We start from the raw sequence: 13,048 nt of genomic DNA, 5'->3' as shown, positions 1-13,048 counted from the left end.
GAGTTCGCGTCATTCCGAAAATGCGGAAAAAGTCTGAGCTTCCGACCAAGACCTGCCTCGCCTGCGGGCTGCCGTTCACGTGGCGCAAGAAGTGGGAGCGTGATTGGGACAATGTGAAATATTGTTCCGATCGCTGTCGTCGTTCCAAAGGTGCCGCGTGAAGCTCGACTTCTGGCAGGTCACGCACGACCCGCTCGAAAAGGTCGTTGCCCTCATCGCCAAACGTGCGCTTGGCGAAGGGGAGCGGGTGCTGGTTGTCTCGGGCGATCCCGAGCTACGCACCGCGATTTCACGTGCCTTGTGGCAGGCGGGGCCGGAGAGCTTCCTCGCGAACGGCGAGGCCGATGCGCCCGGCGCAGACCGCCAGCCCGTCCTGCTTTCTGCGGAATGCGCCGCCGCCAACGGCGCCAACCATTTGATCCTCGCCGATGGCACATTTCGTGACAGCCCCGGCTTTGCCCGCGTCTTTCTGCTTTTTCCGCCCGATGCGGCACCGGCCGCCCGCGTGGCGTGGCGCGCACATGACGGGCGCGAGGACGTGACCCGCGCCTATTTCGCGCAGGAAGATGGCCGCTGGGTCAAGAAGGCCTGAAGCCATCACCGCCTGCGAAGGGCTTGCGTCGGGTTGGCGGATGGGAGATGCTCCCGCATGGGCTTGCGACTTGGGGGAATGGGGCGATGAAGCGAGCAAAACGGGTTCTTGAAGGGGGTGCTGGTCTGGCGTTGATGATGACGCTGGTGGCTTGCGGCTCGGAAACGTCGGGCGAATTCACCACCGAAGATGGTGCAAACGCCGAATACACTGTCGACAAGGCGACAGGCGAAACCAGTATGACGATCAAGGGGAAGGATGGCACTGCGACCTTGCGTTCCGGGGCTGGTGTGCCAGTGACTTTGCCGGATGGGTTCAGCCTGTTTCCGGGATCCAATGTGGTCAGCAACACCGTGGTCAACCAGCCCGATGGGCAGGGTACGATGGTCGCTTTCGAGGCTGCTGCGCCGGCCGACACCGTGATCGCCCACTACCGCGAACAGGCTGAGGCCGCAGGGTTTGACATCCAGATCGCAATGAACACCAATGGCACGGCGATGGTTGGTGGTGAGCGCAAGGCGGACAGCGCCTCGTTTTCGGTAACCGCAACGACAGGTGATGAAAGCGCCACGACGGGCCAGATCATCATTGGCACCGAAACAGGCGGCTAACGCGCCGGAAGCAACCCGAAAACGTCGTCTATTGGTGCCGGAATGACGCCAGTGCGCAGGCATGCGCGCGGGCGCTTGCCATTTTGCAGCGCAGCATCTACGGGCGCGGCCAATTCCCGATCATAAAAAGACGTTCACAGGAGCATTATCATGGCGGTTACCCGCACCTTTTCGATCATCAAGCCCGACGCCACCCGTCGCAACCTGACCGGCGCGGTCACCAAGATGCTGGAAGACGCCGGTCTGCGCGTCGTCGCAGCCAAGCGTATCCACATGACCCGCGAACAGGCCGAAGGCTTCTACGGCGTGCACCGTGAGCGTCCCTTCTTCGGCGAATTGGTCGACTTCATGATGAGCGAGCCCGTTGTGGTTCAGGTGCTCGAAGGCGAAGATGCCGTTGCCAAGAACCGCGAAGTGATGGGCGCGACCAACCCGGCTGACGCTGCGCCGGGCACGATCCGCAAGGAACTGGCGCTGTCGATCGGTGAAAACACCGTCCATGGTTCGGATTCGGAAGAAAACGCTGCGATCGAAATCGACTTCTTCTTCAAGCCCGAAGAGCTTGTCGGCTGATCGTTCAACGGAACTGACGCGGAAAGGGTCGTCCCGTGAGGGGCGGCCCTTTTGCTATGTGCGCAGCCCTCAGCCGGTATTGGAAAAACGGGCAAGCTGGGCGGCGTGGGCGTGATGGTGTCCGCCTTGGCTAGCTGCCATGACCTGCCGCATCGCCGCCAATGCCTGCGGTGTCAACGGCAAGGCGAGATCGGTGTAAACGCGCGCGATGGCCGTCTCCCAATCCGCATTGAGGTCATCAAACCGCGCTTGTGCGACCGGCCCCGGCCAACCGGCCAGCGCCTCGGCCATCCGCGCTTCGCGCAGCGCAATCTTGTGCTCCCAACGGGCCTCGATCGCGGCGAGACTGCAGGTGTCGGACTGCATCGCCATCTGGTTTGCCGCAAGGCTGACCGCGCTTCTGAGCACGGCGTCATGCGCCCGGTGCGCAATCACCAGCCGCGCATCGGGAAACTGCGCTAATAGGGTCGCCAGATCCTCGGTGAAGGCGGGGACTTTCAGAACGCGCGGGAGGTTCGCAACCCCGCGAGAGGCCGCATCGGTGCGCAGGATGCGGGTGAATTCGCGATAGATCGGGACAGGGTCACGCGCCTCGCTCCATGCCGAATAGGCCGGAATGTGCCACTGCGATTCGTAGATCGAATGGTGGAGTGCAGCGGAGATCCACGCCAGTTCCTCCTCGACGCCGTTTGCTGTCATCGCGTGGATCGATTGCATCCACGGATTAAGCGTGCCCAGCATGGCAAGTTCCACTGCGGCCCTGACCCGGTTAATGCCGAGCCGCGCTCCATGACGCGCAGGTACGGGATGATAAGCATCGCAATACCGAGTGTGCGAATGGGCCGGATCCGCTGCCAGCAAGGTGTGTATGCGGGTGGTCCCGCTGCGCATGTGGCCGACGACGATGATCGGCGGGGCCAGCGGCGTGTGGGTCAAATCGGGTCGCTCAAGCCAAAGTGCGCCAAAAGCCAACCGGTTTTTCAAAGCACGGGACAACTGCCCCCACGCCATTGCATGGCCCAGCGGATTGAGATCAGCCTCGGCGTCCAGCGCGCTGCACAGCCGCCCCAGCCGCTCGCGGAAATCGGCCACGTCCTGCTCGTGGCGTCCCCCACGCTCCACCGCTTCAGATCGCGCGCCATACAACTTGGTCGCGGTCGCCCACATCGCGTCCGGGTCGAGATCTGGCTGAGGCAACCACCCTTTCGTCCACGCTTTGTCGAGAAAAGCACTGGCCCGTTCGGCCAGTGGGCCGCGCGCCAGCAGATGGGGGCGAACGGGCGGGGCGCGGGTGACCATCAGAATGTGTCTGCAATGTCGGGCAGCCGCGTCAACCGCTTGGGTGCGGCGCTGCGCCAGCTGCGCTTGAGCCAGGCGGCGATTTCATCCCAATCCACACCTGGCCGGTTGAGGATGATCCCAACCCAGCCGCTGGCGCCGTAATAGGCTGGCTTGAAATAAACTTCCGGTTGGCTTTCGACAAGGTTCAGCAATTCGTCCATCGACCCGGTGCGCGCCAGCAGTGCGATGTGGGGCGTGCCATGATGCTGGTCGGCGAAATAGGCGAAGAACTTGCCAGTCTTCTCGCCGCCGACGCGAAAGCCGGGGCTGCCATGGCTTTCACGTTCATCGGTTTCAGGGAGCGCAAGGGCATGGCCGCGCACCTGGGCGAGCAGCGCCGCCGGATCACGCCAACGCCCGACATATTCGGCCACGGCGCGCGGGTAGAGCTGGTGTTCCGCCAGCTTGACCCGTTCGGCAAGGCTGTCGGAGGTATCGTCGCCGACAATCGGCACCCGCACCTGCGCCAGCACTTCACCAGCATCGAGTTCCGGTGTCACCAGATGGACGCTGGCCCCGCCGTGGCTGTCACCGGCGGCAAGCGCGCGGGCATGGGTGTTCAACCCCTTGTAAAGCGGCAGCAGCGAGGGGTGAATGTTCAGCATCCGGCCCTGCCATCGCTCCACGAAGGCGTCCGAAAGGATGCGCATGTACCCGGCCAGAACAATGTGATCCGCGCCTGCCTCCAGCACGGCGGCTTCCATCGCGGCGTCATGCGCTTCACGGGTAAATCCCTTGTGCGACAAAGCAAAGGTGGCGATCCCCTCAGCAGCGGCGAAGGCAAGGCCAGTGGTAGCGGGATCGTTGCTGGCAACCAGCACGACTTCATAAGGGCAATCACCAATCCGGCTGGCGTAGACAAGCGCCGCCATATTGGTGCCCGCACCGGAGATCAGCACAGCGATGCGGGCCTTTTCAGCCAAGGTGGGTGGCTTCCCAATCGGCTTTCGCAGCCCAGGTTTCCACCGACCCGCGGACGCTGCAGCCCTTGTCGCCTGCGGTGATCCGGCCAATGGTGAAGACAGTCTCGCCTGCGGCCTCGAGGCGCACAGTGACATCCGCGACCTTGTCTGCCGCAACGGCCAGTACCATGCCGATCCCGCAATTGAAGGTGCGCGCCATTTCTTCCGGTTCGATATGCCCCTGTGCTTGCAGGAAGGCCATCAGCCGTGACTGGGGCCACAGATCGGCATCGATCTGCGCGTGCGCGCCCTCCGGCAGGATACGCGGGATGTTTTCCAGCAATCCTCCGCCCGTGATGTGGGCAAGCGCATTGATCTGCCCGTCGCGGATCAGCGGAAGCAGACTCGCGACATAAATCCGCGTGGGCGTGATCAGCGCGTCAATCAGCAGTTGCTCCTGATCGAACAGGGCCGGGCGATTGAGCTTCCACCCCTTGTCCGCCGCCAGTCGCCGCACCAGCGAATAGCCGTTGGAATGGACCCCGCTTGACGCCACACCCAGCAACACATCGCCTGGCGCAACCTTATCGCCGGTCAGTTGCTCGCCGCGCTCCACTGCGCCGACGCAGAAGCCGGCTAGGTCATAATCGCCTGCCGCATACATTCCCGGCATTTCCGCCGTTTCGCCGCCGATCAGTGCGCAGCCCGCCATCTTGCAGCCTTCTGCGATGCCCGCGATCACGCGTTCGGCAACCCCGTTCTCGAGCTTGCCGGTGGCAAAATAGTCAAGGAAGAACAGTGGCTCCGCACCCTGCACGATCAGATCGTTGACGCACATGGCGACCAGATCGATGCCGACCGTGTCATGCCGGTCATGCTCAATGGCGAGCTTCAGCTTGGTCCCAACGCCATCGTTTGCTGCAACCAGCAGCGGATCGCTGTAGCCGGCCGCCTTGGGATCGAAAAACCCCCCAAACCCACCAAGCTCGCTGGTCGCGCCGGGCCGCGCTGTGGCTTTCGCCAGCGGGGCAATTGCCCTGACCAGCGCATTGCCCGCAGCGATATTTACGCCCGCAGCGGCATAGGTGTAGCTAGCGCCCTTCGGCGCGCTCTCGTCAGTTGTCCCCGAAGTCATGCACGTCGCTTTAGCCTTTCGCGCTTGGAATTCCACTCGCCATTGGGCAAAGGACGTGGGATTTTCCCCATGAGTGGCACGCGATCCTCTTCTGGCCCCAGCGCGGCCCCCTTTCGGCCTCTGCGGCGCTGGCTTGGCAGGGCTGCGCTCGCCGTGGCGATGCTGGGCGGCGGCTACACGCTGTGGGCCCAGGTCGCAGGTGAGCGCGGCATTGCACCCACCGCCGCCAGCGCCGATATCGAGGTCAAGGGAATCAGCGTGGATGCGGAGGGCAAAAGCGCCGAGGATGCTCGCGCAAATGGCTGGCGCGAGGCACAGCGCAAGGCGTGGGAGAAGCTGAAAGGCCCGAAGCTCTCTGACAGCCAGCTTGATGGCCTCGTGTCCGCAATCGTCATCGAACAAGAGCGGCTCGGGCCGCGGCGCTACATTGCTACGCTGGGCGTGGTGTTTGATCGCAGCCGTGCAGGTTCTTATCTCGGCGGGGTGGAGCGACAGGCGCGTTCCGCTCCGCTCTTGCTGATCCCGGTGCAGGAATCTGGCGGCGCCTACGTTACCTTTGAACAGCGCACCCCGTGGCAGCGCGCATGGGCCGAGTTCAATCCGGGGGCGAGCCGGATTGATTATGTCCGCCTGTCTGGCGCGGGAGGTGATTCGGTGCTCGTCAATTTCGGCCAGACGACCCGGCGCAGCCGCGCATGGTGGCGCTCGGCGCTTGACCAGTACGGCGCGACCGATGTGCTGATGGCTTTTGCCCGGCTCGACCATCAATTCCCAGGCGGGCCGGTCAGCGGCACATTTACGGCGCGGTACGGCCCGGACAGTCGTCCGCTCGAAACTTTTACGCTGGAAGCTGACAGTCAGGACGCGCTGCCGGCAATGCTGGCGCAGGCGGTCGAGCGGATGGATGGTATTTTCACTGCTGCGCTTGCCTCGGGCAAGCTGCGCCCCGATCCCAGTCTCCGGCTTGGGTCTGGCGGCGCGGTGGATCCGGCAATCCAGCAGTTGATCGAGATTGGCCGCGCAGCGCGAGCACGCAATGCCGCAGCGGCTGCCGCGGCGGCGGCCGGCGTGCCACGGATCGAGGCGCAACCTGTCACGGGAATCGAACCGGGCGAGGCAGCCGCACGCAACATCACCGTCCAATTCGCAACGCCCGATGCCGCCGTGTTCGACAGCGCGCTGGGCGCGGTGCGGGGCACCAGCGGCGTGCGCGGCGTGGGTGTCACCAGCACCGCGATTGGCGGCACATCGGTCATGGGCGTGAGCTTTTACGGAACGCTCGAAGAACTCGCCGCTGCGCTTGAAGCGCGAGGATTTGTGGTGCGCCGAGGGGCGAACGCGCTCGCCATCAGCCGTTAAGGCGCGCAAGGATGACGGCGCATGACTGAACCCTCCCAGATTGCTCTGCCGCTGTTCGCCTGCGTGCCTCCCGGCGCGCAGCGGATTGTTGTGGGCACAGCCAATGAGGCCGTGATTGAGGCTTTGCAGACACCGGCGCGCTGGCCTTTTCATGCCGCCGTGCTGATCGGCCCACCACGGTCGGGCAAAAGCCTCCTGGGGCGTTGGGCACGCAGTTATCATGGCGAAGGCGGGCTCGACGTGATCGACGATGCCGAAAAGCTGGACGAAACCGCGCTGTTTCATCGCTGGAATGCAGTGCAACAAGGAGGAAGCCGGGAGGGCGAGGCGTTGCTGCTGATTGCCAATTCCGATCCATGCTGCGGTGGCTGGCGGATCACTCTGCCGGATCTGGCGTCCCGCATCGGCGGGTCATTGCAGCTTGCGATCCGCACGCCGGATGACGAGATGGCGGGCGCGCTTATCCTGGCCCATGCCGAGCAGCGCGGTTTCAGCCTGCCCGATGGTGCGGTGGAATATCTGGTACCCCGGACAGAACGCAGCTTCGCGGCGATCGAGGCTCTGGTGGGGGCAATCGACCGGATTTCCCTTGAACGCCAGACGCCTGCCACCATGTCCGTATGGCGCGCCGCGCTCGAGGCCTTGCATGGTCCTGAACAGCAACGGCTGTTCTAGGCGCTGCGAGTTGCATCGCGTAGGATTTGATGGGAATGTAACGGGCCATGTTTGACCGGCTGATCAGTTATCTCGACTCCGTGCGCGCCCGCGATCCCGCGCCGCGTTCGCGCTGGGAAATCCTGCTTTACCCCGGCGTGCTTGCGCTGGGGCTGCACCGCGTGGCGCATTGGCTGTTTGAGGCGCGGTTGTATTTCCTCGCGCGGTTTATCAACCATGTCTCGCGGGCTTTGACCGCTATCGACATTCACCCCGGTGCGACCATCGGCAAGAATTTCTTCATCGACCACGGCTTCACCGTTATCGGTGAGACCGCCGAGATCGGTGATAATGTCACGATTTACCAATGCGTCACGCTGGGCGGCTCCAACCCCACCAATGGCAAAGGCGGCAAGCGTCACCCGACGCTGATGGACAACGTCATCATCGGCTCAGGCGCGCAGATCATTGGGCCGATCGTCGTGGGTGAGCGTGCGCGGGTTGGCGCCAACGCGGTTGTGACTGACGATGTTCCCGCGGGCGCGACCATGATTGGTCTGAAGGCTCGCTCCACTCTCGTTCCTGCCGAGGAATGGCTGCGTGAATTCATCCCCTACGGCACCCCGTGCGATGATCCGCCCTGCGATGATCAGGGGCGGGCACGTGGTGATTGCGTGGAGCGGCTCGAGGCCGAGCTGGCCGTCATGCGCGAGGAAATGGCGCTTATGAAGGCCATGCTGGCCGATCGCAGCCCACCAGCGCCCATCACGTCTGAGCCGGTGCGCCTGCATAAGCGCGCAGCAGAGGAATGACTGGGTGAAGGGCGGTTCGCAAACGCCAGGGCCCGTGGGCCAGGTGCTGGCCTTTCCGGCGCGGGCGGCCGATCAGGTCGGCTTTGAGCGGGCGGAGTTGCAGCGGATTCTCGATCTTTATGGCCGCATGGTCGCAGCCGGCCAATGGCGCGATTATGCGATGGATTTTGATGCCAACGCGGCAACCTTCGCCGCCTTCCGCCGCGCAGCCGAACGCCCGCAGGCGCGCGTGGAAAAACGCCCGGCACTGCGATCAAAGCAGGGCATGTGGACTCTGTTCGGAGAGCATGGCCAGGTACTGAAACGCGGCCACGACCTTGCCAATGTGCTTGCCCCGATGGAGCGCAAGCTGCTGAAGGCGGTTGACGACTAACGCAAAAAAGGCCCGATCCGGTTTTCGGATCGAGCCTTCTTGTTGTTCGATGATGGGGCGTTACTTACCCGCGTGCGCTGGCTGGCCCTGCGCCGGTGACCTTTTGCATCGCCTTGAGGATGTTGCCCGATTGCTCGCTGCCCGATTGCGGAGCGATGAGGTTGGTGAAGGCGTTGATGTCGTCCCAACGGGCGGCAAAGCCTTCGACCGTGCGGTCTTCATCCTTCAGCCACACAGCATCGTTCATCACGGTCCATGAGGAGTGGAACCCGCCAGCGCCTGCGCCGACGATGGCGTTGCTCGGCGCATCTTCGCTGACGAGAAACAAGGCCGCTGGGACCACGTTTTCCGGCGCGAACAGCTTGAAGGCTTCTTCGGGGAACAGGTCTTCGGTCATGCGGGTGCCGGCAACCGGCGACAGCGTGTTGCAGCGCACGTTATACTTGGCGCCTTCCAGAGCCAGCGTCTTGGTCAGGCCAGCCAGACCCAGCTTGGCCGCGCCGTAATTGGCCTGGCCAAAGTTGCCGAACAGGCCGGTTGATGACGCGGTCATCAGGATGCGGCCATAGCCCTGTTCGCGGAAGGTTTCCCAGCACGCCTTGGTAGCGTAGGCCGAACCGGTGAGATGCACCTTGACGACGAATTCGAAGTCGGCCGGCTCCATCTTGGCGAAGGTCTTGTCGCGCAGCACGCCTGCGTTGTTGATGAGCACATGGACGCCGCCCCACTTCTGCTTGGCATCGGCGACCATCTTTTCCATCTGGTCGAATTCGGTCACTGAGCCGCCGTTGGCGATGGCTTCGCCGCCCATGGCTTCGATTTCGGCGACGACCTGTGCGGCCGCGTCCGAAGTGCCGGTGCCATCACGCGACCCGCCAAGATCATTGACAACAACCTTCGCGCCGCGACGGGCGAGTTCCAGCGCATAGGCCTTGCCAAGCCCGCCGCCTGCGCCGGTGACGATGGCGACCTTGTCTTTGAAGCTGATGGTCATAGGTGTTTCTCCTGTCTTAGCGATGCGGCGCAGTTTACGCCTGCGTAAAGCTATTTTGTGGGCGCTGCGTGGCACTTTCACGCGCGGCTTGCAACAGCCGAACTGACGAGGTGCGATGCCGTAGGGTCAGGCAGAGCGCCCCATCGCGTGCAGCGCTGGAATTAGGTCCTCAAACGAATCGATCACCGCGTCTGCGCCCATTTCGTATGGGTCTTTGTCGCAGTAGCCATAAGCCGCGGCAATCACCGGAACGCCCGCTGCCGTGGCAGCGCGGACATCATAGGTCGAATCGCCAATAAAGATGAAACGGTCCCCAGACAGAGCTGCGCGCGCGGCGATCACGGGGGCAGGGTCAGGCTTGGCGATAAATTGGCCGTCCGGCCCTTTGCCCATACTATCGCCGCCGATCACCACTTCGAATATGTCGATCATGCCCAGTTGCGTCAGCACGCTTTGCGCAAAGGCTTCGAACTTGTTGGTGACCACGGCCATATGAACGCCCTGTGCGGCCAATTGCGCCAGCACCTCACGCACGCCGGGGTAGGGAACGGTGTGGACCGCGTTGTGGCTTTCGTAATAAGCCAGCATCGCCTTGTAGAGACGTCTGAACTCGTCATCGCTGACCCCGCCTTGCGCCGTGACTGCGCGGGCCAGCATGATCTTGGCTCCGCCACCGATCAGATCCTTGCTGGTCTCCACCGGTACCGCCTCGAAACCGCCCAGTTCCAACGCGTGATTCACGGCGGTGCCCAGATCGCGAAAGGTATCAAGCAGGGTGCCGTCAAGATCGAAGCCGATGGCATCAAAGGGTCGTGCGTTCATGTCGCAGGATTTGCCGGATGGTTCTTCAAACCGCAAGCATTTGCTGGCAGGTGCACGATTGCTTACAGGGGCTTTTATGACCACCACGACGACACATCCTTTCGCTGCGATCATCCTTGCTGCGGGCAAGGGCACCCGGATGAAAAGTGACACGCACAAGGTGCTGCACAAGGTGGCAGGCCGCGCGATGCTGGACCATCTGTTAGCGAGCGTCGCCGAACTGGGGCCAGAGCGGCTTGCGTTGGTCGTGGGCGCCGGGCGTGCGCAGATTGAAAAGGCCGTGGGGGAACGGGCCACAACCTGCCTCCAGGAACCTCAGCTTGGCACCGGCCATGCTGTTCAACAGGCGCAGAGAGCGCTGGCGGACTTCGCAGGCGATGTGCTGGTGCTGTATGGCGATGTGCCGTTCGTGACGGCGGCGACGATGCGTGCCATGCTGGGCCGTCTCCACGCAAATGATCGCCCCGCGGCCGTTGTGCTGGGCTTTGAGCCTGCCGATCCGCTCGCCTATGGCCGCGTGATCGCTGACGATGATGGCGGCATCCGGAAGATGGTCGAGTTCAAGGACGCCGATGACGGCGAGCGTGCCTGTGGGCTGTGTAATTCCGGCCTGATCGCCGCGCGCAAAGACGATCTGTTTGAGCTGCTGGCACGGGTCGGGAATGACAATGCGCAAGACGAATATTACCTCCCCGACATTGTTAACATCGCGATTGCCGATGGTCGCCGCTGTGCCGTTATCACCGCGCCGAGCGAAACCGAGGTCGCCGGTATCAACTCCCGCGCCGAACTCGCTCTGGCCGAAGCGCGTTGGCAGGCCGCACGCCGCCTTCGCGCGATGGACGAGGGTGCCACTCTGATTGCGCCCGATACGGTCTTTTTCGCTTACGACACCGTGCTGGGCCGCGATGTCATCATTGAACCCAATGTGTTCTTTGGTCCGGGCGTGACCATCGCCGATAATGTGCTGATCCGCGCCAATAGCCACATCGAGGGCGCACGCTTGGCCACGGGCGTCAAGGTCGGGCCGTTTGCGCGGCTGCGCCCTGGCACGGTGCTGGAGACCAACAGCTTTGTCGGCAACTTCGTCGAAGTGAAAAACGCCGTGCTGGGCGCAGGCGCCAAGGCCAGCCATCTCACCTATCTGGGCGATGCGAGCGTCGGTGCGGGCGCCAATATCGGAGCGGGCACCATCACCTGCAATTACGATGGCTATTTCAAGTACAAGACCACAATCGGTGAGCGGGCATTCATCGGTTCAAACTCCGCCCTGGTCGCGCCTGTCACCATCGGCGCCGACGCTATTGTCGCTGCCGGATCGACCGTCAGCCGCGATGTCGCGCCGGGCGAATTGCGCATGGTGCGGGCCGAACAGCTGGTAAAAGATGGCTGGGCGGATCGCTTCCATGATGCGATGAAAAAGAAGAAGGCGGCGGACAAGAAGTGAGCGACAATCCTGCCTGCTGGCTGTGCGGACGACCGCTGGGCGATATCGTCCAGTGGCACCACCCCGTGCCCAAAGCCAAAAAGGGCAAGATCAAGGTGCCGGTTCACCCGATCTGCCACAAGACCATCCACGCCAACTTCACCAACAACGAATTGGCCCGGATCGGTGACAAGGCCAGTGTGATCCGGGACAATCCTGCCATCGCCAAGTTTGTCGCTTGGGTGGCGAACAAGCCCGCGGATTTCGACGCCCCGACGCGCTAGGTTGAGGGGCATGTTTAACGGCAGGTGGAACGTTCGGGTGGCTTACGGCGTAGGGCTTTCAAGAAACCGCTATTAGGAGCTGATGTCATGAAAGCCGCCAAATGGATTGCCGCCAGTGTCGGGATCGCGGCCGTGGGCGCTGCTGCCGCCTATGCCCAGTCACGCCAAACCGAACAGCCCGATTTTGCTGTCATATCTGAAGAAGAGGATTTCGAAGTTCGCGATTATCCCGCGTTGGTTGTTGCCGAAGTCAGCCACGTCGGGAACCGTGAGCGAGCCAGTGGCGCAAGCTTCCGGCGACTGGTGGCCTATATTTTTGCGCAGGATCGTCCGGAAGGCGGCGACAAGATCGCGATGACCTCGCCAGTTTTGCAGGCTGAAACGCAGCCTGGCAAATGGCAGATGCGGTTTGTCATGCCGTCGAAATACACGCTGGAAACGCTGCCGCCCGCGCCTTGGGATATTGCGCTCACGCAAGTTCCAGCCCGGCGGATGGCGGCGATCCGGTTTTCCGGCAATGGTTCGGCGCGCGATCTGGCGCTGATGGAAGCGCGGCTGCGCGATTGGATGAGAGCGCAGGGATTGATGCCAGCGGGTGGAGCTGAGTTCGCCTTTTACGATGCACCAATGGTGCCGGGTCCGCTGCGCCGCAATGAGGTGCTGATCCCCATCGCAGCGTAGCAGTCGATGTGATCCGGAGGCCTAGGCGTCCTGCATCCGTCCCGTGTCAGAGCCAGCGTCCATACTGGCGCGGGCGTTTGCGGGTGTACTGGCAAGATAGTCCGCTTCCCACTGGGCGAATTCACTTTGGCTCAGCAAATACCGGCTCCGCGCTTCCTGGAAGCTGATGGTCTTGTCATGCACGGCGCGAACCACATCGTCCTTGCGCGCCTTGGACCAGTGAACCCGGTGAGTCTTGGGAAGTGCGTGGTAACTCTTGATCGCATCAGCGATCAAAATGTTGCTGGGGTACGCCATTGATATGCTCCTCGTCGCTGTTCCAAATCGCCCCCGATGACCCCAGTCTTGACGGGGAGGCTTAACGCGAAGTTACCGGCCTTGGTTAATTTTCCATTGATGAAACGTCCCGTGCCTGACCTGCGGCGAACCGAGCGCAACGTGTCGGACCGCTTTACAAACGAAGGGGCGGCGCCCTGTGCGGGAGCCGCC

The 13,048-nt window shown here is 62.8% G+C and carries 17 protein-coding genes; 11 read left to right on the top strand and 6 right to left on the bottom strand.

All coding sequences use genetic code 11. The annotated features are described in order from the left end of the window. Nucleotides 1-20 precede the first annotated feature (20 nt). From ACRANW_RS12955 to ndk, 4 genes are all read left to right on the top strand, one after another. Complete coding sequence (locus ACRANW_RS12955; protein WP_479432182.1) at nucleotides 21-161, top strand: DUF2256 domain-containing protein; 141 nt, start codon at nucleotides 21-23, stop codon at nucleotides 159-161. Next, nucleotides 158-592, top strand: coding sequence for a DNA polymerase III subunit chi (locus tag ACRANW_RS12950; protein WP_479432181.1), 435 nt, complete (start codon nucleotides 158-160; stop codon nucleotides 590-592). The genes ACRANW_RS12955 and ACRANW_RS12950 overlap by 4 nt, the downstream gene beginning before the upstream one ends. An 86-nt stretch (nucleotides 593-678) precedes the next feature. Next, nucleotides 679-1,203 carry a hypothetical protein gene (locus ACRANW_RS12945; protein ID WP_479432180.1) on the top strand — a complete coding sequence of 175 codons (525 nt, stop codon included), beginning with the start codon at nucleotides 679-681 and terminating at the stop codon, nucleotides 1,201-1,203. 150 nt (nucleotides 1,204-1,353) lie between these two features. Next, complete coding sequence (ndk, locus tag ACRANW_RS12940) at nucleotides 1,354-1,776, top strand: nucleoside-diphosphate kinase (RefSeq protein WP_479432179.1); 423 nt, start codon at nucleotides 1,354-1,356, stop codon at nucleotides 1,774-1,776. Between the two features lie 69 nt (nucleotides 1,777-1,845). On the opposite strand, the gene ACRANW_RS12935 is transcribed toward ndk, so the two are convergent. The 3 genes from ACRANW_RS12935 to purM are packed head-to-tail and all read right to left on the bottom strand — an operon-like array spanning nucleotide 1,846 to nucleotide 5,154. Then, the gene (locus tag ACRANW_RS12935) at nucleotides 1,846-3,075 is read right to left on the bottom strand and encodes a sulfotransferase (protein WP_479432178.1); all 1,230 of its coding nucleotides are present in this window, start codon (nucleotides 3,073-3,075) and stop codon (nucleotides 1,846-1,848) included. Continuing rightward, on the bottom strand, nucleotides 3,075-4,040 hold the full coding sequence (gene purN / locus ACRANW_RS12930; RefSeq protein WP_479432177.1) for a phosphoribosylglycinamide formyltransferase: 966 nt from the start codon (nucleotides 4,038-4,040) through the stop codon (nucleotides 3,075-3,077). Before purN ends, ACRANW_RS12935 begins: the two co-directional genes overlap by 1 nt. After that, nucleotides 4,033-5,154: a phosphoribosylformylglycinamidine cyclo-ligase gene (purM, locus tag ACRANW_RS12925; protein ID WP_479432176.1), complete on the bottom strand. Its 1,122-nt coding sequence runs from the start codon at nucleotides 5,152-5,154 to the stop codon at nucleotides 4,033-4,035. The genes purN and purM overlap by 8 nt, the downstream gene beginning before the upstream one ends. 69 nt (nucleotides 5,155-5,223) lie before the next feature. Here purM and ACRANW_RS12920 point away from each other — a divergent pair, with 69 nt between their 5' ends. Genes ACRANW_RS12920 through ACRANW_RS12905 form a run of 4 tightly spaced genes read left to right on the top strand, consistent with a single transcriptional unit; the run spans nucleotide 5,224 to nucleotide 8,352 of the window. After that, nucleotides 5,224-6,513 carry a heavy-metal-associated domain-containing protein gene (locus ACRANW_RS12920; protein WP_479432175.1) on the top strand — a complete coding sequence of 430 codons (1,290 nt, stop codon included), beginning with the start codon at nucleotides 5,224-5,226 and terminating at the stop codon, nucleotides 6,511-6,513. 21 nt (nucleotides 6,514-6,534) lie between these two features. Then, nucleotides 6,535-7,188, top strand: coding sequence for an HdaA/DnaA family protein (locus ACRANW_RS12915; protein ID WP_479432174.1), 654 nt, complete (start codon nucleotides 6,535-6,537; stop codon nucleotides 7,186-7,188). Nucleotides 7,189-7,235: 47 nt separating this feature from the next. After that, nucleotides 7,236-7,979 carry a serine O-acetyltransferase EpsC gene (gene epsC, locus ACRANW_RS12910; protein ID WP_479432173.1) on the top strand — a complete coding sequence of 248 codons (744 nt, stop codon included), beginning with the start codon at nucleotides 7,236-7,238 and terminating at the stop codon, nucleotides 7,977-7,979. Between the two features lie 4 nt (nucleotides 7,980-7,983). Further along, nucleotides 7,984-8,352, top strand: a complete 369-nt coding sequence (locus ACRANW_RS12905; protein ID WP_479432172.1) for a DUF2794 domain-containing protein — start codon at nucleotides 7,984-7,986, stop codon at nucleotides 8,350-8,352. Between the two features lie 64 nt (nucleotides 8,353-8,416). Here the strand turns inward: ACRANW_RS12905 and ACRANW_RS12900 are convergent, their stop codons facing one another. Next, on the bottom strand, nucleotides 8,417-9,346 hold the full coding sequence (locus ACRANW_RS12900) for an SDR family NAD(P)-dependent oxidoreductase (protein ID WP_479432171.1): 930 nt from the start codon (nucleotides 9,344-9,346) through the stop codon (nucleotides 8,417-8,419). Between the two features lie 126 nt (nucleotides 9,347-9,472). Next, the gene (locus ACRANW_RS12895; RefSeq protein ID WP_479432170.1) at nucleotides 9,473-10,168 is read right to left on the bottom strand and encodes an HAD-IA family hydrolase; all 696 of its coding nucleotides are present in this window, start codon (nucleotides 10,166-10,168) and stop codon (nucleotides 9,473-9,475) included. Nucleotides 10,169-10,244: 76 nt separating this feature from the next. On the opposite strand from ACRANW_RS12895, the gene glmU reads away from it, so the two are divergent. The 3 genes from glmU to ACRANW_RS12880 all read left to right on the top strand — a co-directional run bounded on the left by glmU (nucleotide 10,245) and on the right by ACRANW_RS12880 (nucleotide 12,559). Further along, nucleotides 10,245-11,615 carry a bifunctional UDP-N-acetylglucosamine diphosphorylase/glucosamine-1-phosphate N-acetyltransferase GlmU gene (gene glmU, locus ACRANW_RS12890; RefSeq protein ID WP_479432169.1) on the top strand — a complete coding sequence of 457 codons (1,371 nt, stop codon included), beginning with the start codon at nucleotides 10,245-10,247 and terminating at the stop codon, nucleotides 11,613-11,615. Then, nucleotides 11,612-11,878 (top strand): HNH endonuclease, encoded by a 267-nt coding sequence (locus ACRANW_RS12885; protein WP_479432168.1) that lies wholly within the window; start codon nucleotides 11,612-11,614, stop codon nucleotides 11,876-11,878. The genes glmU and ACRANW_RS12885 overlap by 4 nt, the downstream gene beginning before the upstream one ends. A gap of 87 nt (nucleotides 11,879-11,965) precedes the next feature. Then, nucleotides 11,966-12,559, top strand: coding sequence for an SOUL family heme-binding protein (locus ACRANW_RS12880; protein ID WP_479432167.1), 594 nt, complete (start codon nucleotides 11,966-11,968; stop codon nucleotides 12,557-12,559). A gap of 21 nt (nucleotides 12,560-12,580) precedes the next feature. On the opposite strand, the gene ACRANW_RS12875 is transcribed toward ACRANW_RS12880, so the two are convergent. Continuing rightward, a complete protein-coding gene (locus ACRANW_RS12875; protein WP_479432166.1) occupies nucleotides 12,581-12,856 on the bottom strand; it encodes a DUF1153 domain-containing protein in 276 nt (91 codons plus the stop codon). Nucleotides 12,857-13,048: the final 192 nt, after the last annotated feature.

The organism is Erythrobacter sp. 'gip.4 top 5', from assembly GCF_056495765.1.
The sequence above is the reverse complement of the archived record's forward strand: the minus strand, read 5'-3'. Positions and strand labels throughout refer to the sequence as shown.